The 18,834-nt window shown below is 73.9% G+C and carries 20 protein-coding genes; 12 read left to right on the plus strand and 8 right to left on the minus strand.

The genetic code is table 11. The features are described from left to right. Positions 1-102: 102 nt before the first annotated feature. The 3 genes from AC07A6_RS21270 to AC07A6_RS21280 all read right to left on the minus strand — a co-directional run bounded on the left by AC07A6_RS21270 (position 103) and on the right by AC07A6_RS21280 (position 2,648). Positions 103-858, minus strand: a complete 756-nt coding sequence (locus AC07A6_RS21270; protein ID WP_478778109.1) for a sulfite exporter TauE/SafE family protein — start codon at positions 856-858, stop codon at positions 103-105. Then, a complete protein-coding gene (locus tag AC07A6_RS21275) occupies positions 855-1,214 on the minus strand; it encodes a rhodanese-like domain-containing protein (protein WP_478778110.1) in 360 nt (119 codons plus the stop codon). Before AC07A6_RS21275 ends, AC07A6_RS21270 begins: the two co-directional genes overlap by 4 nt. Positions 1,215-1,277: 63 nt before the next feature. Beyond that, positions 1,278-2,648, minus strand: coding sequence for an MBL fold metallo-hydrolase (locus tag AC07A6_RS21280; RefSeq protein ID WP_478778111.1), 1,371 nt, complete (start codon positions 2,646-2,648; stop codon positions 1,278-1,280). Positions 2,649-2,866: 218 nt separating this feature from the next. Here AC07A6_RS21280 and AC07A6_RS21285 point away from each other — a divergent pair, with 218 nt between their 5' ends. Both AC07A6_RS21285 and AC07A6_RS21290 read left to right on the plus strand, forming a co-directional pair. Continuing rightward, the gene (locus AC07A6_RS21285; RefSeq protein WP_478778112.1) at positions 2,867-3,049 is read left to right on the plus strand and encodes a hypothetical protein; all 183 of its coding nucleotides are present in this window, start codon (positions 2,867-2,869) and stop codon (positions 3,047-3,049) included. Between the two features lie 282 nt (positions 3,050-3,331). Continuing rightward, positions 3,332-4,195, plus strand: a complete 864-nt coding sequence (locus AC07A6_RS21290; protein WP_478778113.1) for an alpha/beta fold hydrolase — start codon at positions 3,332-3,334, stop codon at positions 4,193-4,195. Positions 4,196-4,616: 421 nt separating this feature from the next. On the opposite strand, the gene AC07A6_RS21295 is transcribed toward AC07A6_RS21290, so the two are convergent. Continuing rightward, positions 4,617-4,838 carry a hypothetical protein gene (locus AC07A6_RS21295; RefSeq protein WP_478778114.1) on the minus strand — a complete coding sequence of 74 codons (222 nt, stop codon included), beginning with the start codon at positions 4,836-4,838 and terminating at the stop codon, positions 4,617-4,619. A gap of 220 nt (positions 4,839-5,058) precedes the next feature. On the opposite strand from AC07A6_RS21295, the gene AC07A6_RS21300 reads away from it, so the two are divergent. The 8 genes from AC07A6_RS21300 to AC07A6_RS21335 all read left to right on the plus strand — a co-directional run bounded on the left by AC07A6_RS21300 (position 5,059) and on the right by AC07A6_RS21335 (position 13,609). After that, a complete protein-coding gene (locus AC07A6_RS21300) occupies positions 5,059-6,414 on the plus strand; it encodes an MFS transporter (protein WP_478778115.1) in 1,356 nt (451 codons plus the stop codon). Positions 6,415-6,430: 16 nt separating this feature from the next. Next, on the plus strand, positions 6,431-8,368 hold the full coding sequence (locus tag AC07A6_RS21305; RefSeq protein ID WP_478778116.1) for a helix-turn-helix domain-containing protein: 1,938 nt from the start codon (positions 6,431-6,433) through the stop codon (positions 8,366-8,368). Positions 8,369-8,454: 86 nt separating this feature from the next. Next, positions 8,455-9,399: an ABC transporter ATP-binding protein gene (locus AC07A6_RS21310; RefSeq protein ID WP_478778117.1), complete on the plus strand. Its 945-nt coding sequence runs from the start codon at positions 8,455-8,457 to the stop codon at positions 9,397-9,399. Further along, complete coding sequence (locus tag AC07A6_RS21315; protein WP_478778118.1) at positions 9,396-10,376, plus strand: ABC transporter permease; 981 nt, start codon at positions 9,396-9,398, stop codon at positions 10,374-10,376. The genes AC07A6_RS21310 and AC07A6_RS21315 overlap by 4 nt, the downstream gene beginning before the upstream one ends. Before the next feature lie 105 nt (positions 10,377-10,481). Then, positions 10,482-10,871 carry a GntR family transcriptional regulator gene (locus AC07A6_RS21320; protein ID WP_362462355.1) on the plus strand — a complete coding sequence of 130 codons (390 nt, stop codon included), beginning with the start codon at positions 10,482-10,484 and terminating at the stop codon, positions 10,869-10,871. A 117-nt stretch (positions 10,872-10,988) separates the two neighbouring features. Next, positions 10,989-11,873 (plus strand): MetQ/NlpA family ABC transporter substrate-binding protein, encoded by an 885-nt coding sequence (locus AC07A6_RS21325; RefSeq protein ID WP_478778119.1) that lies wholly within the window; start codon positions 10,989-10,991, stop codon positions 11,871-11,873. After that, the gene (locus AC07A6_RS21330) at positions 11,870-12,955 is read left to right on the plus strand and encodes a methionine ABC transporter ATP-binding protein (protein ID WP_478778120.1); all 1,086 of its coding nucleotides are present in this window, start codon (positions 11,870-11,872) and stop codon (positions 12,953-12,955) included. Before AC07A6_RS21325 ends, AC07A6_RS21330 begins: the two co-directional genes overlap by 4 nt. 84 nt (positions 12,956-13,039) lie before the next feature. Further along, positions 13,040-13,609, plus strand: coding sequence for a methionine ABC transporter permease (locus AC07A6_RS21335; RefSeq protein ID WP_478778121.1), 570 nt, complete (start codon positions 13,040-13,042; stop codon positions 13,607-13,609). A gap of 61 nt (positions 13,610-13,670) precedes the next feature. Here the strand turns inward: AC07A6_RS21335 and AC07A6_RS21340 are convergent, their stop codons facing one another. The 3 genes from AC07A6_RS21340 to AC07A6_RS21350 all read right to left on the minus strand — a co-directional run bounded on the left by AC07A6_RS21340 (position 13,671) and on the right by AC07A6_RS21350 (position 16,374). Next, positions 13,671-14,048 carry a hypothetical protein gene (locus tag AC07A6_RS21340; protein WP_478778122.1) on the minus strand — a complete coding sequence of 126 codons (378 nt, stop codon included), beginning with the start codon at positions 14,046-14,048 and terminating at the stop codon, positions 13,671-13,673. Between the two features lie 169 nt (positions 14,049-14,217). Further along, complete coding sequence (locus tag AC07A6_RS21345) at positions 14,218-15,012, minus strand: class I SAM-dependent methyltransferase (RefSeq protein ID WP_478778123.1); 795 nt, start codon at positions 15,010-15,012, stop codon at positions 14,218-14,220. Positions 15,013-15,123: 111 nt separating this feature from the next. Then, complete coding sequence (locus AC07A6_RS21350) at positions 15,124-16,374, minus strand: MFS transporter (RefSeq protein WP_478778124.1); 1,251 nt, start codon at positions 16,372-16,374, stop codon at positions 15,124-15,126. 72 nt (positions 16,375-16,446) lie between these two features. On the opposite strand from AC07A6_RS21350, the gene AC07A6_RS21355 reads away from it, so the two are divergent. Next, entirely contained in the window at positions 16,447-17,202 is a 756-nt protein-coding gene (locus tag AC07A6_RS21355; RefSeq protein ID WP_478778125.1) for a DeoR/GlpR family DNA-binding transcription regulator, read from the plus strand. Positions 17,203-17,239: 37 nt separating this feature from the next. Continuing rightward, positions 17,240-18,388 (plus strand): sulfite oxidase, encoded by a 1,149-nt coding sequence (locus AC07A6_RS21360; RefSeq protein WP_478778126.1) that lies wholly within the window; start codon positions 17,240-17,242, stop codon positions 18,386-18,388. On the opposite strand, the gene AC07A6_RS21365 is transcribed toward AC07A6_RS21360, so the two are convergent. Continuing rightward, on the minus strand, positions 18,385-18,810 hold the full coding sequence (locus tag AC07A6_RS21365) for a GNAT family N-acetyltransferase (protein ID WP_362462329.1): 426 nt from the start codon (positions 18,808-18,810) through the stop codon (positions 18,385-18,387). The genes AC07A6_RS21360 and AC07A6_RS21365 overlap by 4 nt on opposite strands. Positions 18,811-18,834 lie beyond the last annotated feature (24 nt).

Genomic DNA, 18,834 nt, shown 5'->3' on the forward strand with positions numbered 1-18,834 from the left:
CCCCCCCTCCCCCCCCCCCCCCCCCCCCCCCCCCCCCCCCCCCCCCCCCCCCCCCCCCCCCCCCCCCCCCCCCCCCCCCCCCCCCCCCCCCCCACGGGTGTTTCACAGCATGATGCCGACCGCCATCACTGCGGCCACTGCCAGGAGCAGAGTGCCGAAGATTCGCTGCAGGACGGCGGGCTGGAGCTTCGCGGACAGCCGCTTGCCGTCCCAGGCACCCAGGGCTGCCGTCGCAATGAACGGCATGATCAGGGCCCAGTCCATGCCGACCTGGGTGGCCGCGCGGGCTGCGAGGGCGACCAGGGCGTTGGCGATGATGACCAGCAGGCTGGTGCCGACGGCCGCGCTCATCGGCACCGCGAGCGCCGCCACCAGGGTGGGGACGGCGAGGAAGCCGCCGCCGACTCCCAGGAACCCGGTCACCGCGCCCAATGCGGCTCCCGCCACCGTTGCGCGGGGCGCCGACGCCGACGCCGACGCCGTCGCACCCTCGAACGGTGTCCGCTGACGCAGCATGCGCAGCCCTGCGAGCACCGCGAGGACGGCGAATGCCAGGGTCAGCGCGGCGGCGGGAATGTGTGCGGACAGCAGGCCGGCCGCCGCTGCCGGCAGCAGGCCGGCCGCGGCGAACAGGAGACCGGCTCGCCAGCGCACCGTTCCCGCCCGGGCGTGAGCCAGCAGCGCGGTGAGCGAGGTGGCGATCACGATGATCAGGCTGGCGGTGGTGGCCTCGGCCGGGCTGAAGCCGAGCAGGTAGATCAGGGCGGGTACGGTCAGGATGCTGCCGCCCGCCCCGAGGGAGCCGAGGGCAAGACCGACCAGTGCCCCGGCGAGCAGCGCGAGCACGAACTCGGTCATATGACGGTGCCCGCTGCCCCGTACACGTCTTGGACAGGCAGGCCCTGATCTGCCCAGGCGCACATCCCGCCGGTGACGTCGACCGCCGCGACACCACGTTCGGCGAGCAGGCGTGCGGCTTGCCGGGAGCGGTTCCCGGAGCGGCAGATCAGCACCAGGGCACGGCCGTTCTCGCGGCCGGGCAGGCCCGCGTCCTCGACCAGCCGCGACAGCGGCCAGAACATTGCCCCGGGCGCGTGACCGGCCCGGAATTCGTCCTCCTCACGGACGTCGGCGAGCTGTGCGGAGCCGTCCTCGACGGCGCGGTGGGCCTGCGCCGGCGTGATGCGGCCGGGGCCGCTCTGGGGCAAGAGCATGGTGCTTCCTCTGATGCCTGTGACCTCGGGCCGAGCCGAGTGGCCGGTGGTCGGGTGGTCCGGTCAGTGCTGGGCGGGCGTGACGAGGGTGAGGCCCGCGTCGGCGGCCGCGGCGTAGCCGTCGTCGACGGCGACGACGTCACGTCCGCCGGCGTCCAGGACGGAGGCGGCGATCGCCGCGCGCATGCCGCCCGCGCAGTGCACCCACACGGTCCCGGCGGGCACCTCGTCCAGCCGCTGATGGACCTGGTGGATCGGGATGTGGACGCTGCCCTCGATCCAACCGTCGGCCCGCTCGCCGTCCCGGCGGACGTCCAGCACCACCAGCTCCACGCCCCGGGCACGTGCGGCGGCCAGGTCGGCGAACGTCGCCCGCGGGAACGACGCGAGCGGCGCATCGCCGGTCCAGTCGGCCGGAAAGCCGACAGCCGCGGCGGCCGGGCGGTCGATGCCGACCCGGGCCAGCTCGCGCTGGGCACGGGCGATGTCCTCGGCGGTCTCCGCGAGCAGGGTGACCGGCTTTCCCCACGGCATCATCCACGCCAGGTAGGTGGCCAGCCGGCCCTCGACCTCGAAATTGAACGAACCCGCCACATGGCCCTCCGAGAACGCCAGACGGCTGCGCAGGTCCACGACCCACTCTCCGGCCGCCAGGCGGCGGGAGATCTCCCCAGCGTCAGCACGCTCCGGCGCGGTCAGGTCCACCGGGGCAGGGCCTGCGGCGTTGGCCGGGCCCATGTGCGCGTAGTAGGCCGGAACATCGTCCAGACCGGCCAGCAGCTCCTCGACGAACGTCTCCACGTCCTTCAGCAGCGCCGGGTTGGACGACTTCTCCGCACCGATGGTGCTGTGGTCGCCGTCGGCCCGGCCGGCGGAGCAGAAGCTGCCGAACCCGTGCGTCGGCATGACCGCCACGTCGTCGGCCAGCTCGGCGGCGAGCCGGTGCGCGGAGGCGTGCTGGGCCCGGGCCAGCCGCGCGGTCAACCGCGGCTCCACCAGGTCGGGGCGGCCCACGCTGCCGATCAGCAGCGAGCCGCCGGTGAACGCGGCGACCGGCCGCCCGTCCTGCTCCAGCACGTAGGAGGTGTGGTGCGGGGTGTGACCGGGAGTGGCCACGGCCCGCAGCACCAGGCCCTCGTCGATCTCCTCGGCATCACCGTCGGCCACCGCCACCCGCGTGTACGCCACCGACGCCCCGGCGGGCACCAGGTACCGGGCGCCGGTCAGCCGGGCCAGCTCCAGACCACCGGTGACGTAGTCGTTGTGCACGTGCGTCTCCGCGACCGCCACAATCCTGACCCCACGCCGGACCGCTGCCGCGATCACCCGGTCAATGTCCCGCGGCGGATCAACCACCACCGCCGCCCGGGCCCCGCCCGCCAGATAGCTCCGGTTTCCCAGACTTGCGGTCTCCAGGATGTCGGCAAAGAACACGGCACACTCTCCCTCACGGCACGATTACCCCCCGGGGTATCTGAATCCACCGTAACAGAGATACCTGGGGGGGTATCCGGGGAGGCATACGACGGTCGCCGCACGAGCTGTCCCGTCTCAGGGGATCCGGCTTGGCGGTGCGGCTGTGACCTGCGGCGACCGGTTCGTCTGACGCCCTGCGAGTCGGTTTCCCATCCGATGCGGTCCGGATCTGGGGGATGCCGAACCTCGTCTCAGTTGATCTGGTCCGCCCCCTCGTCCTGTGGGCGATGCTGATCGCTGCCATCCGTCAGGTTCAGTGGCGAGTGGACCTGGTCAAGGACACGACCGTGTGGCCGACCTCCCCGGTTCCCCGCCCGGACGGCCCCGTGGACGAGGACGACCGTGGGTCGTGCCAGTGAGGCGAGGCGAACAGGCCGGTCCGGCGCGTGGCGGTGCCGGAGGTGGCGCAGGCAGGCACCGGCCGGGGCGTGGCTGGCTGCCCTACCGCGCCCGGCGGGCTGACCAGACATGAAACAGCCGTGCGCGGTGCGGAGACGACTGCTACGGTCGTTCGCATGTGTTCCGTCATCCACAACTGGCAGGCCCTGCGCACCCGGTCGACGCGCTGACCGTGGTGTCGGCAGTCGCCGACACCGGGTCCCACGTCCACCGTTCACCTCAGGATGACGAGGATCTCCACCATGCGCGCAGACTCGCGCCCCACTTTCGTATTCGTTCACGGCGGCTCCAGCAACGCCCGGGCCTGGGGCCCGTTGCAGAACGAGCTGGCCTTGCGCGGCCACCGTTCGCACGCCGTCGACCTGCCCGGTCACGGCGACCTCGCCGACACCCCCGCCGCCTACTACCGGCAACCCCAGGACGTCACGGCACTCGCCGCCGCGCCCTCCGCGGTGCGCGGTGTCACCCTGGAGGACAACGTGCGCCACGTGGTGGACACACTGCGGCGGCTCGCGGCGTCGGGGCAGATCGTGCTGGTCGGCAACAGCCTCGGCGGTCTGACGATCAGCGCCGTCGCCAACGCCGTACCGGAGCTGCTCGACCGGGTGGTCTACCTCTCCGCTCTTTGCCTCAGCGATCCGGCCATGCTTGCCGAGGCGTGGGACGTGGTCGACGACAACCTGCTGGACGCCGCAGTGGCCCGGATCGCCGTACCGGGCGCGCGCGATCCGGGTGTGGTCCGGCTGAACTGGCGGGCCGCCCACGCCGATCCGGACGTGTTCGCCGCGTTGAAAGCCGCCGTCATGGCCGACTCGACCGACCACCAGTTCCGGCTGCTGCTCGACTCCCTGGATCCGGACGAGACCTACGCGGCGATGGCGCCCGGCGCGTTGGTCCGGGCCGATGCGTGGGGACGGGTGCCGCACACCTACGTCCGGTTCTCCGCCGACCGGAGCCTGCCCCTGGCAGTCCAGGACCACATGATCCGCGCGGCGGACGCTCTGACCCCGCACCATCCCTTCGACGTGCACACCCTCAACGCCTCGCACGTCGGCTACTTCAGCCGGCCGCAGGCTTTCGCGGAGCTCCTGACGAGCCTCGCCTGAGGCGTCCCCCGCACCCCGGGCGCCCGGGGTGCGGGGGCCCGTCCCTGACGAGCGCGCCGTACGCGCCGAGAGCGTAGGCGACGTCGCCGGTCGTGCGGCCGCGGTGGTCGCGTCCGCGCGGTCCACCAGAGCCGGGTCCACGGAATACATGAGCCGCTGGTAGCCCCCCTCCTCCCGGGTCGCGTCGCGCAGGACCAGGACGAGCACGACAAAACGTAAGGACGCAGGCACCCGCCTACCGGCAGCTCCCGCGTCCGCTTCGCCTCGTTTGACCTCGCCTGGAATCCCGCACCGGACCGCTGAGGGGCAACCGGCATAATCGAACGGTCTGTTCCGCAGCCCTGGGAGTCGATGTGGCGTCGATCCTGTCACCAGCCACCGACACGGTCCGATCCGGGATCGGCAAGGGGGCACCGCCCAGTTATGGGACAGCCCTCAGGAAGGCCAGTTCCGCCCTGTAGTCGCGGGCCGCCTCCCGCAGACCGTCCCGGATGAACGCGCTCCCCAAGTCCGCGTGAAGGGCCGGCTTGTCGTCCAGCCAGGCCCGGTCCAGGACACGGATGCCGGGTCGCCTGACTCCCGCACCGAGGTCCTTGACGAAGGCCCGCTCCGACGGCGTCAGCGCACAGGGGGCGACCAGCACCCAGTCATCCGACCCTCCAAAACGGGCGGAATTCTGCAAATCCGGCGCGATTCGGAGGAGGTAATTCCGGGTGCGGGAATGAGCCATCAGGGGTCGTATGGCGGCTGGGCACACAGGACATGCCACGATTGTGATGGCCCGCCACATATGCCGCTGAGCTGGGGACTTCTACGTTGTGGCGACACCCGACGTCCCCGCAGACCCCCTGGAAGTGGTGCACATGGCCTCCCCCGCAGCGAGCAGAACGAGTCCGTCCGGCATACGCAGGATCGTCGCCGCCAGTCTCGTCGGGACCACCATCGAGTGGTACGACTTCTTCCTCTACGGCTCCGCCGCCGCCCTGGTGTTCAACACGCTGTTCTTCCCCGCCAGCGACCCCCTCGTCGGGACCCTCCTCGCGTTCCTCACCTACGCCGTCGGCTTCGCCGCGCGGCCGCTCGGCGGGGTGGTGTTCGGGCATTACGGGGACCGGATCGGGCGGAAGCGGTTGCTCGTGGTGAGCCTGTTGATGATGGGCGGGGCCACCTTCGCGATCGGGTTGCTGCCGACGCACGCCGCCGTCGGCGGGGCCGCGCCCGTGCTGTTGACCGTGTTGCGGCTGGTGCAGGGGTTCGCGCTCGGGGGTGAGTGGGGCGGGGCGGTGCTGCTCGTCGCCGAGCACGGGGACGAGCGGCACCGGGGGTTCTGGGCCTCCTGGCCGCAGGCCGGTGCGCCCGGGGGGAACCTGCTGGCCACCGGGGTGCTGGCGCTGCTGGCCGCCGTCCAGTCCGACGAGGCGTTCCTGGCGTGGGGGTGGCGGGTGCCGTTCCTGCTGTCGGGGGTGCTGGTGGTGGTCGGGCTGTGGATACGGGTCTCGGTGTCGGAGTCGCCCGCGTTCCTGGAGGCGCGGGCCCGGGCCGAGGCCGAGGAGGCGGCCGGGGTGCGGCAGCGGCCGCCGGTGGTGGAGGTGCTGCGGTCGGGCCGGCGCGGGGTGCTCACCGCGATCGGGGTGCGGATCGGGGAGAACGTGTCCTATTACGTGCTGACGGCCTTTCTGCTGGTGTACGTCACCGTGCACCTGCACCTGCCCAAGGGGGACGCGTTGAACGCCGTGCTCATCGGCTCGGCGGTGCACTTCGTGACGATCCCGCTGTGGGGCGCGCTGTCGGACCGGATCGGGCGGCGTGCGGTGACCCTGGTGGGGTCGGTCGGGATGGCGGGCTGGGCGTTCGCCTTCTTCGCCCTGCTGGACTCGCGGTCCTTCCCGGTGATCGCCGCCGCCGTGACGGCCGGGCTGCTGCTGCACGGGGCGATGTACGGGCCCCAGGCGGCGTTCATCTCGGAGATGTTCGACACCCGCGTCCGCTACTCGGGGGCTTCCATGGGCTCGCAGGTCGCCTCCATCATCGGCGGCGCCCTCGCGCCGATCATCGCCGTGGAACTGCTGAAGGAGTACGGGTCCTCCGTGCCGGTCTCCGTCTACCTCTGCGCGGCCGCGCTGATCACGACGGCGACCGCGCTCGTCGCCCGGGAGACCCGCGGCCGCAGCCTGGAGCGGGTCCCGCAGCCGGCCGCGGCCGTCCCCGTCAAGGGCTGAACGGGGCCGCGCCCGTATGCTCACCGGCGTGACCACCGTGACGGAAGGCATACGGGAGCTGCTCGGGCTGCTGGCCCAGGGGGCGCCGGCGGAGGAGTTCGCCCGGCCCGCGGCGGCCGCGCGCGCCGCCGGGGCCTCCGGGGCCGAACTGACCGCGCTGGACGAGGCGACGGGGGTGGCGCTGGAGGTCCACCGGACGCTGGGCCGGCACCGCACCCGCGAGGCGGAGCTGACCGCGCTGTTCGACACCGCCGGGGACCTGGCCGCGCTGCGCGACCTGGACGCGGTGCTGCGGGCCATCACGCACCGGGCCAAGCAGCTGCTGCACACGGACGTCACGTACCTGTCGCTGATCGACGAGGCGGCGGGCGACACCTACATGCGGGTGACCGAGGGGTCCGTGTCGGCGGCGTTCCAGCAGCTGCGGCTGGGCATGGGCGAGGGGCTCGGCGGGCTCGTCGCGCAGACGGCCCGCCCGTACGCCACCGGGAACTACCAGCGCGACCCGCGCTTCCAGCACACCGGCCCCATCGACAGCGCCGTCGGCGAGGAGGACCTGCACGCCATCCTCGGCGTCCCGCTGCGGCTGGGGCCGAAGGTGATCGGGGTGCTCTTCGCCGCCGACCGCAGCCCGCGCGAGTTCGGCCCGCGCGAGGTGGCGCTGCTGTCCTCGCTGGCCGACCACGCCGCCATCGCCATCGACGGGGCCCGGCTGCTGGAGGAGACCCGCCGGGCGCTGGCCGAACTGGGCGCCGCGTCCCGCACCATCCAGGAGAACAGCGACGCGCTGCGCCGGGCCGAGCGGGCGCACGACCGGCTGACGGGGCTCGTCCTGCGCGGCGGCGGCGTCGCCGAGGTGGCGGCCGCGATCGGCGCGCTGCTGGAGGGCGGCACCCTGGTCCACGACCCCGACGGCAGGGAGCTGGCCCGCACGCAGGCCGGGCCCTGCCCGCCCCCGGCCGGGGCCGTGGCCGCCTCCCGGGCCGGCGGCCGGGCCGTCGCGGAGGGCGGCACCTGGGTGTGCGCCGTGCTGGCGGGTCCCGAACTCCTGGGCAGCATCACGCTGACCGGCCGCCCCGGCCTGGACGAGGCCGGGCGGCGCCTGTTCGAGCGTGCGGCGACGGTCACGGCCCTGCTGCTGCTCCTGGGCCGTTCGGTGGCGCAGACCGAGGACCGGATCCGCGGGGAGCTGCTCGGGGACCTGCTGAGCCCGTCCGCCGATCCGGGGAGCCTGGCCGTGCGGGCCCGCCGGCTGGGCGTGGACCTGGACCGCCCGCACGCCCTCTTCGTCCTGCACAGCGACACCGTCCCCCGGCCGCGCCTGCTCACGGCCGCCGCGCACCACGCCCGCGAGCGCCGGGGGCTGGCCGGGGTCCACCACGACCACGCCGTGCTGCTGGCCCCCTCGGAGGCGGCCGGCGTCGACGCGGCCCGGCTCGCCGCGGCCCTCGGGCGGAGCGTGGGCGCGCCGGTCACGGTGGGGGCGGCGCGGGCCGGCGACGGGGCGGGCGGGCCGCACGCCGCGCACGCGGAGGCGCTGCGCTGCCTGTCGACGCTGCGCGCGCTGGGCCGGGCGGGCGACGGGAGCACGCTGGCGGACCTCGGGTTCCTCGGGGTGCTGCTGGGCGACCGGGCCGACCTGTCGGGCTTCGTACGGACCGTGCTCGGGCCGGTGCTGGACTACGACGCCCGGCGCGGCAGCGACCTCGTGGGGACGCTGCGCGTCTACTTCGCGACGGGCATGAGCCAGGCGCGGGCGAAGGAGGCCCTGCACGTCCACGTGAACACCGTGGTGCAGCGCCTCGACCGCATCGGCCGGCTCCTCGGCCCCGACTGGCAGTCCCCGGACCGCTCCCTGGAGCTCCAGCTCGCCCTGCGCCTGCACCAGGTGTCGGCTCCGGAGGCTCCGGCTGCTCCGACTGCCCCGGCTGCTCCGGGCCCGGCTCCGGCCTGATCACGACCACCGCCGTTTGACAGTGCCGCACCCTCGTCCCATCATTCCATTACTCATCTAGTGGATTGACTGAGAAGGGGGAGGCTGTGCGCGACACGACCACTTCCGGCGCGGCCGCCGGCCGCTGGGCCCTGGAGGCGCGCGGGCTGGGCAAGAAGTACCGGCGGGGATGGGCGCTGCGGGACTGCTCCTTCCGGATACCCGCCGGCCGCGTCACCGCCCTGGTGGGGCCGAACGGGGCGGGCAAGAGCACGCTGCTGAGCCTGGCGGCCGGCCTCGCCCGGCCCTCGGCCGGCGACCTGAGGGTCTTCGGCACCCCCGCGGGCTCCCGGGCCTCCATGCCGCTGTGGGCCTATCTCGCGCAGGACAAGCCGCTGTTCAAGCGGTTCACGGTGGCGCAGACCCTGCGGCTGGGCCAGGAGCTCAACCCGGGCTGGGACCAGGCGGTGGCCGAGCGGATCGTCCGCGCGGGGATGGTCCCGCAGGACGCCCGCGTGGGCGACCTGTCGGGCGGCCAGCGCACCCGCGTGGCCTTCGCGCTGGCCTTCGGCAAGCGCCCCGACCTGCTGCTGCTGGACGAGCCGATGGCCGATCTGGACCCGGTGGCCCGCGACGAGATGGGCGCCCTGCTGCTGTCCGAGGCGGCCGAGCACGGGACCACCGTCGTCATGTCCTCCCACGTGCTGAGCGAGATCGAGCCGATGTGCGACTACGTACTCGTGCTCGCCGACGGCCGGGTCCGGATGGGCGGGGAGACCGACGAGCTGGTCCCCATGCACACCCTGGTCAGCGGTGTGAGCACGGAGACCGGGCCGCCGGCCGCCCTGAACGACCACACCGTCATCGAAGTACGGACCTCAGGACGGCACTTCACCGCACTGCTGCGGCGCCAGGGCCCGCTGGACGGGGCGTGGCAGCAGGCGGAACCCAGCATGGAGGAAGTACTGCTCGCCTACCTCCGCTCCCCCGGGGCCCCCGCGCTGCTCTCCCCCACCGCCGCCCCGCTGCACCGAGAGGAGTGCGCGGCATGAGCGCACCGTCCGCCCCCGCCCCCGCCCCCGCCACGGCGCGACCGCGCCGGCTGCGCGGGCTCGCCTGGCTCATGGCGCGCCAGCACCGCACCGCCCTGATCGTCTGCGCCGCCCTGACGGTCGCCGGAGCGGCCTGGATCCTCTACCAGCGCACCGCGATGCTGGACGCCCTGCACGCCGCCGGCTGGCCCGCCGGCTCCCCCCGCACCGTCGACCAGGCCGCCCACAGCCGGGCCGCCAACGACCTGGACTCCTTCGGCAGCACGCTCACCTTCCTCCCCGTGCTGTTCGGCGTCCTGCTCGGCGCCCCGCTGATCTCCGCCGACCGGGAGCACGGGACGGCCCGGCTGATCGCCACCCAGTCCGTACCGCGCGGCCGCTGGCTGCTGTGGAAGCTGTGCTTCGCCCTGGCGCTGGCGGCGGTGCCGTCGGCGGTCCTGAGCCTGCTCTACTCCTGGTGGCTGGACTCCGTCGACCCGATCGCCCCCCGGAACTGGCTGACCGGCCCGGTGTTCGGGGCCACGGGACCGGTCCTGGTGGCCTCGGCCCTGTTCTGCACCGCGCTCGGCATCACGATCGGCGCGCTGGTCCGCCGGTCGCTGCCGGCCATGGTGGCCACCTTCTTCGCCTCGTACACCGCCCTCCGCGCGGCGGAGCTGCTCCGCGAGCGGCTCGCCACCCCCCGCACGCTCGCCTATCCGCTGGATTCCCCCCAGCCGGCCGCGCTCGACCACGTGGTGCAGGTGGACCAGTGGGTCGGGACCGCCTCCGGCAAGCTCTACGGCTGGGGGACCTGCGTGCACGACGGTTCGCCGGAGGGGTGCAGGGCCTCGCTGGGCATCGTCAACTCGGTCTGGGAGTACTTCGGCCCCGACCAGATGGCGGGCATGCAGTGGACCGCAGCCGGGATGTTCCTCGGGCTGACCGCACTGCTGGTGGGCGCGTTCCTGCGGTGGACGCGGCACTCGGCGCTCTGAGCCGCACCACACCCCCCGCGGACGGCCTAGGCTGGAACGTCACCCCGGAACCCCGAAGGACCGGGACCGGAACCGAGACCGAGAAGCAGCAAGGAGGCGGGCACCGTGGTCGTGTTTCGCATCGAACGCCGCAGCGGCCTGCCCGCATACCTCCAGATCGTGCAGCAGGTGGAACAGGCCCTGCGGATGGGGGCGCTGGCCGAGGGCGACAAGCTGCCGACCGCGGCGCAGGTCGCCGCCACCACGAAGGTCAACCCCAACACCACGCTCAAGGCCTACCGCGAGCTGGAGCGTTCCGGCCTCGTCGAGGTCCGTCAGGGCTCCGGCACCTTCATCACCCGCTCGCTGGCCACCCCGCAGACGGCGCCGGAGTCCCCGCTGCGCACGGGGCTCGGGGAGTGGATGCACGAGGCCCGCGAGCAGGGGCTGAGCGCCCGCGACGTGTCGACTCTCTTCGGCGCGGTGCTCGGCGAGTACTACCCACCCGCCCCCTGAACCTTTCATTCATTGCAGGATCGTGAATACGATCTTTCATATCAAGATGAAATGCAGATCTCTGCCTACTGTTCAGAGGTACCTCGCTTGACGCGTTCTTCTACCTCTGGATCCACGATGTCTGCTGCCCCACTGCGCCGCCGCCGCACCGCCCTCGCCCTCACCACCACCGCGACCGCCCTCGCGCTGCTCGTCTCCGGCTGCGGGTTCGGGGGCTCGGACGGCAAGCGCATCCGCGTCGGCGTCTCGGGGGACTCCCCCGAGTGGGACGTCCTCGCCAAGGAGGCCAAGAAGGAGGGCCTCACCGTCGAGACGGTGGTCTTCGACGACTACTCGCTGCCCAACAAGGCCCTCAGCGCGGGCGACATCGAGCTCAACGCCTTCCAGCACCTGGTCTTCCTCGCCCAGTCCAACACCGAGAACAAGACCGACATCGCCCCCGTCGCCGCGACCACGGTCGTGCCGCTCGGCCTCTACTCCGGCAAGCACAAGCAGCTCGCCGACCTCCCCGACGGGGCCTCGGTCACCCTGCCCAACGACCCCGCCAACCAGGGCCGCGGACTGCGCGTCCTGGAACAGGCCAAGGTCATCGAGCTGAAGAAGGACGCCGGGCTCTTCGCCACCCCCGACGACATCACCGCCAACCCCAAGCACATCAAGATCACCCCGGTGAACGCCCAGCAGACCCCGCGCACCCTCAAGGACGCGGACGCCGCGGTCATCAACGACGGGGTCGCCGAACTCGCCGGCATCGACGCCAAGACCGCCCTGTTCAAGGACGACCCGGCGAGCCCGCAGTCCGTCCCGTACCTCAACGTCATCGCGGCCCGCGCGGACCGCAAGGACGACCCGGACTACGCGAAGATCGTGAAGCTGTACGCCTCCCAGGCCGTCCAGGACGAGGTCCGCCGCACCAGCAACGGCACCGCCCACCACATCGACCTGCCCGCCCCGGAGCTCCAGGCCGAACTGGCCCGCATCACCAAGCAGCTGGCGAAGTGACCGCCGCAGCCCCCGGCCCGGCGGCCGCCGACCGCCCTGCGGCCGCCGACCGTCCCGAGGCCCCCGACCGTCCCGCGGTCGAGTTCCGCGCCGTCCGCAAGGAGTTCCCGGGCGGGGCCGTCGCCGTCGACGACGTCAGCCTCACCGTGGGCCCGGGCACCGTCTTCGGGGTCGTCGGCCACAGCGGCGCCGGCAAGTCCACCCTGCTGCGCCTGGTCAACGGTCTGGAGGAGCCCACCTCGGGCAGCGTCCTGGTCGACGGGCACGACCTGGCCGCCCTCGGCGAGCGCGGACTGCGGCCCGTACGCCGGGAGATCGGCATGATCTTCCAGCAGTTCAACCTCTTCCGCTCCCGCACCGTCCTCGGCAACGTCCTCTACCCGCTGCGGCTGGCCGGCCTGAGCCGGGCCGACGCCCGGGCACGCGCCGAGGAGACGCTGGAGTTCGTCGGGCTCTCCGGGCACGGCAAGCGCTACCCCGAACAGCTCTCGGGCGGGCAGCGGCAGCGGGTCGGCATCGCCCGCGCCCTCGCCACCCGCCCCAAGGTGCTGCTGTGCGACGAGGCCACGTCCGCGCTCGACCCGCAGACGACGGGCGAGGTACTGGCCCTGCTCCGCCGGGTCAACCGCGAACTGGGCGTCACCATCGTCCTGATCACCCACGAGATGGAGGTCGTACGCGGCCTCTGCGACCGGGTGGCGGTCATGGAGGACGGCCGCGTGGTCGAGACGGGCGAGGTGTACGAGGTCTTCGCGCGCCCGCAGCACCCCACCACGGCCGCCTTCGTCCGCTCGGCGCTGAACGCCGAACCGGACGGCGAGCTCCTGGAGCGGCTGCGGGCCCGCCATCCGGGGCGGCTCGTGACCGTGCCGGTCGTCGACGGCGTGCCGGTCATGGAGGGCCTCTCGCCGCTGCTGCGCGAGCACGGCGTCGACTTCACCTTCGTCCACGGCGGGGTCGGCGAGGTCCGCGGGCGCCCGCTGGGCAGCGTGACCATCGAACTGCGGGGCGAGCGGACGGCGGTCGAGGCCGTCGAAGCGGGCCTGGCCCGGTCCGGCCGCCGGAAGGCGGGTGTGCGGTGAAGGCCGACTGGAGCACCTTCTGGCCGAAGGTCGTCGACGCGACCGGCGAGACCGTCTACATGGATCACCCTCGCCCTGTCCAGCGTGGCCGGCCTCGCCGTCGGGCTCGCCCTCTACGCCACACGCAAGGGCGGCGTCCTGCCCAACCGGATCGTGCACGCGGTGCTCGGTACGTTCATCAACGTCATCCGGCCCGTCCCCTTCATCATCGCGATCGTTGCCCTCGCCCCCGTCACCCGGGCGGTGGTCGGCACCATGATCGGCACCGATGCCGCGGTCTTCCCGATGACGGTCGTGGCCACCTTCGGGATCGCCCGGATCGTGGAGTCCAACCTGCTCGCCGTGGAACCGGGCGTCGTCGAGGCGGCCCGTTCGATGGGAGCCGGCCCGCTGCGGATCCTGCTCACGGTGCTGGTCCCCGAGGCCCTCGGGCCGCTGGTCCTCGGCCTGACGTTCATGCTCGTCGCACTGATCGACTTCTCCGCGGTGGCGGGCACGGTCGGCGGCGGCGGGGTGGGCAACCTGGCCATGACGTACGGGTACCTGCGCTTCGACACGTCCGTGATGGTGGTGACGGTGCTGGTCCTGATCGTGCTGGTGCAGTCGGCCCAGTTCCTGGGCGACCGCGTCTCGCGCCGGATCCTCCGGCGCTGACCCGGGCCCGGTCGCGACGGGCGGCGGCGCCCCCGGCCACGGGAGGGGGCGCCGCCGTCGGTCAGTAGGTGTAGCTCAGGCCCGACTTGTACGGGGTCAGCGTCCGCTGGCCCACCACACCGCGGTACGTGTACCAGCCCCACTTCTTGCACATCGTCTGGTAGCTCAGGGTGTTGTACGCCCCCGACCCCACCCGGACGCGCGGGTAGATGACGTTGTCCCCCCAGTCCCCGGAGGCGGGACCGCTCGAATAGGCGTCCACCCCCCAGTACACACCGACGACGGAACCGCCGGCCGGGCAGTTCCAGCTGCCGAAGTTGACCCAGACGTTCCCTCCCGTCCAGGCGCTGGCCGGAGCGGCGCTCAGGCCGACGGCGCCGAGCGCCATCAGGGAACCCGTCAGCACCGCACGGGATTTACGCAGCAGTGATCCACGCATGTGACCTCCCCGGTCACGGCCGGGCGCCTTCGCACCCCCTGCCGTGCGCAGCAGGCTGCCACACGAGTCACAGGATTGTCTGACTTTCGACTTGATTCCCGTGAAGTCGAACTATTGCCCGACATAAGGGTGTTCGGATCGTGCGTCGCAGGCCGCCGCCCGTTCCGGTTCAGGCGGCCACGGCCGTGGTGACCACCAGCGGCGGCCTCTCCCGTTCCGCCGCCCAGGGGCGGCTGCCGACCAGGCCCGGGTCCGCCGTCTCCCCCGCCTCCGCGACCGTCGGGCGGTGCCGGACCACGTCCCGGAAGCCGGCCCGCTCCAGCAGTCCGGGCAGGAGGCCGACGGGCCAGGCGTGGTTGCGGACCTCCTGCCAGGATCCGTCGGTGCGCCTCAGCCGTACGGTCAGCTCCTGGCCCGGCGCGTACACCGCGCCCGGCTCCCCGATCCGGAGCGAGGCGTACTCCGTGCCGGTGCAGGCCGGGTCGGTGGCCAGCAGGACGAACGGGCCGCCGGGGCGCAGCAGCCGGCGGACCTCCCGGAACACGCCCAGCACCGCTTCCTCGTCCGGCAGCGAGGCGAGCACGTGGCTGCACATGACGGCGTCGGCGGCGCCGTCCGCCAGGCCGGCCACCCGGCCGCCCTCGACCAGGTGGTACTCGGCCGCGCCGGTGTCCGAGGCGCGGGCCAGGGCCAGCATCTCGGGCGAGGTGTCCACCCCCACCACCCGCGCCCCCAGCTGCCGGGCGGCGTGCCCTGCGACCTTGCCGGGACCGCATCCGTAGTCCACGAGGACCGCCCCGGCGCCGATCCCCCGCCGGGCCAGGGCCCGGAAGACGAACGGGTAGCCGAGCAGCCAGTCCGTGGCCGCCTCCAGCGCGGCGAAGGCCCGCGCTCCCTCACTCCCGGACCAGGCGGCCGCCTCGGCGGCGCCCTGGTCCCCGGAATCCCGCTCCGAGTCGCTCACAGCCCCCACTATCGGCCCGCGCCGGCCCCGGGGCGGTGCCGCGACACGGCTGCCCGGCGCCCTGCCCGCGCTCGGAGGGGCCGATGCGGTCGTGCAGCGCGCGCTGCGCGGCTACCTCTCGGACACCATCGGCCGAGACCGGCCCGGGTCCCGCGGCCGCAGCGCGCCGGCGGCGAGGGCGGCGAAGGCGCAGCAGGCGACCGGGAGCAGCAGGGCCGGGCCGAGCGGTACGAGGCGGGTCAACGGGCCGATCACCGCGGGGCCGGCGAGCATGCCGAGGTAGCCCAGGCCCGCGACCCGGGCGACGTTGGCCCCGGCGGCCGCCGGGTCCGCGTGGCCGGCGGCGCTGAAGAGCTGCGGGACGCAGCCGGAGAGGCCGGCGCCGAAGAGGGTCCAGCCGGCGAGGGCGGCCGGGACGCCGGGCGCGGCCACGGCCAGGGCCAGGCCGGCCGCGGCGAGGGCGGCTCCGTACCGCAGGACGGCGACGGGCCCGGTGCGCGCCGCCACCCGGTCGGCGAGGAACCGCCCGGCGGTCATGGCGGTGGCGAAGGCCCCGTAGGCGAGGGCGGCGGTGGCGGCGGGTGCGCCGAGGGAGTCCTCCAGGTGGAGCGTGCTCCAGTCATTGGCGACGCCCTCGCAGAGCATCAGCAGGAAGGCGAGCACGGCGAGCGTCCGCACCCGCGGCGAGCCCCGGCGGGCGGGGTTCGCGGCCGGGGCGCCGGCCAGGACGGGGTCCGGCGCGGGGGCCCGGGCGGGCTCCGGGTCCAGCAGGGCGGGGGCGGCGAGGAGCGCGAGGAGGAGGCCGCCGAGGGCGGTGGCCCCGAGGGTGGCGGCGGCCGGGAGGCCGAGGCCCAGGGCGGCGGCGCCGGCCAGGGCGGCGAGGGCGCCGCCGACGGAGAAGACGGCGTGGAAGGCGGACATGACGGGGCGCCCGTAGCCGCGTTCCACCTGGACGGCGTGCGTGTTCATGCCGACGTCGAGGCAGCCGTTGCCGAAGCCGAGCAGCAGCAGCGCGGCGCCCAGCGCCGGCGCGTCGGCCGCCCAGGCGGGCGGCACCAGGGCGACGGCGCACAGGGCGGCGCCGGCAGGGACGGTCACCTGGGCACCGAAGCGGTCGGTGAGCGGTCCGGCCAGCCGCATCCCGGCGAAGGCGCCGGCCCCGAGGAGGAGCAGGAGCCAGCCGAGGAGGGCGTGGTCGGCGCCGGTGTGCTGCCGCACCACCGGGATGTGCACGATCCACATGCCCATGAGGAAGCCGTTGAGGGCGAAGTAGGCGAAGGTGGCCCGCCGCCCGTTCCGCAGGCGTGCGGACGGGGGCGGCCCTTGGATTCCGGCTCCGGGGCCGGGTGCGAGTGACTGCATGCAATCGAACATAACAAACACACTCCATGTTCTAAACTTGCCTTTCGAACATCACCGATGTTCAATTCGGGTATGAGTGCAGACCGCCTGAGGCAGATCACCGACGCCGTCCGCGCGAGCGGCAGCCGCAGCGTCACGGAGCTCGCGGAGCTCACCGGCGCCTCCGAGATGACCATCCGCCGCGACCTGGAGGCCCTCGCCGAACAGGGCGTGCTGGAGCGCTACCGGGGCGGGGCGCGGAGCCTGCTGCTGCGCGGCGAGGAGACGCCCTTCCCGCTGCGCGTCCGCGACGGGCTGGACGCCAAGCGGCGCATCGCCGCCGAGGTCGCGGCCCTGCTGGCGGACGGTGAATCGGTCGTCCTGGACAGCGGGACCACCTGCCTGGAGGTGGCCCGGGCCCTGCACCACCGCCGGCTCACCGTCATGCCGCTGTCCCTGCACGCCGCCAACGCCCTCGCCGACGCGCCCCGCATGACGCTGCTGCTGCCGGGCGGGGCGCCCCGCAAGGGCGAGCTCGCCCTCACCGGGCCGCTGACCGAGGCCTCCCTCGCCGCCCTGCGCTTCGACACCGCCGTGATCGGCTGCTGCGGCCTCAGCGCGGAACACGGCCTGACCGCCTACGACCTGGCCGACGCCGCCGTCAAACGTGCCGCGATCGCCTCCGCGCGCCGCGTCATCGCCGTCACCGAGTCCGCGAAGCTCTCCCGCACCGCCCTCGCGCACGTGCTGCCCGCCTCCGCGCTGCACGCCGTGATCACCGACGAGGGCGCGCCGCAGGACGAGGCCGACGCCCTGGCCGCGGCCGGCGTCACCGTCCGCACGGTGTGAGAAGGCGCCGCCGGTCCGGGCGGGCGACCATGAGGGGATGGAGGAAACGCCCCTGAACGGCGTCAGCACCCCCGGGCGGGTGGCGGCCGAGGGCGAGGGCATCAGCCTCGAGGAGCTGGCCCTCGCCGCCCGCAACCACGGGCTGCCGCTGGAGGCGCTGCGGTACGAGGTCACGCCGCCCGGGCTGCACTACGTACTGGTCCACTACGACATCCCCGACACCGGCTCCGGTCCCGGCGCCGACGGCTGGCGGCTCGGTGTCGGCGGCCGGGTGCGGACCCCGCTGTCGCTGGACCTGGCCGCCCTGCGGGCCCTGCCGGCCGTCACCCGCCGGGTCACCATGGAGTGCGCGGGCAACGGGCGGGCACGGCTGACGCCCCGGCCGGTGAGCCAGCCGTGGCTGGTCGAGGCGGTGGGCACCGCCGACTGGACGGGAGTGCCGCTGCGGACCGTGCTCGCGGAGGCCGGGGTACTGCCGGACGCGGTGGAGGCGGTGTTCACCGGCGCCGACCACGGGGTGGAGCGCGGCGTGGAACAGGACTACCGGCGCAGCCTGCCCATGCCCGTCGCCACCGGGGCGGATCCCGAGGTGCTGCTCGCGTACGCGATGAACGGCGCGCCCCTGCCGCCGCAGCACGGCTTCCCGCTGCGGCTGGTGGTACCGGGCTGGTACGGCATGGCCCACGTGAAGTGGCTGCGGGACATCACCCTGGCCGAGGAGCCCTTCACCGGCTTCCAGCAGGCGGTGGCCTACCGCTACCGGGCCACCGCCGAGGACCCCGGCGAACCGGTGACCCGGATCGCGCCGAGGGCACTGATGGTCCCGCCGGGGTTCCCCGACTTCATGTCCCGCGTCCGGGTGGCGCGGCCGGGGCCGGTGCGGCTGGAGGGGCGCGCCTGGTCGGGGTACGGGCCGGTGACCCGGGTCGAGGTGAGCGGCGACGGGGGCCGTACGTGGGCGGACGCCGAGGTGGCGCGGCGGGAGCCGGGCGGCTGGGCGTGGCAGGCCTGGAGCGCCCCGTGGACGGCCGTTCCCGGCAGCCACACCCTCGTGGTCCGCGCCACGGACGCGGCGGGCCGCACCCAGCCCCTCGAACAGCCCTGGAACCGCGGGGGCTTCGGCAACAACCTGGTGCAGCGGGTGCCGGTGGTGGTGCTGCCGGGGGACGGCCGGGGAACCGCCTAGAACAGGCGGGCCATGCCCACCGACGCGGGCGCGGTCTCGGCGAAGCCGTACTTGGTGTAGAGGTGCCGGGCGTCGCCGTCGGCGATCAGGGACACGTACGTGCCCTGCGGCGCGCGCCGTTCCAGCTCGGCGGAGAGTTCGGCCATGATCTGCTTGCCGAGGCCCCGGCCCTGGTGTGCGGGGAGCACGCAGATGTCGACGATCTGCAGGAAGCAGCCTCCGTCGCCGATGATCCGGCCCATGCCGACGGTCTCGCCGCCGTGCCGGACGATCACGCCGTACCAGGAGTTGGGCAGTCCGAGGGCGGAGCCCTCGGGGCTCTTCGCGCCGAGCCCGCTCTCGCCGCGCAGCCGGCGGTAGGTGGCGACGTCGGGAACGCCGGGGCGGATCTCGTAGGCGGCGTTGGCTGTGCCGGAGGTCACGTGTGTATCCAGTCCATGAGGGGT

The sequence above is a fragment of the Streptomyces sp. NPDC044002 genome (genome assembly GCF_056434525.1).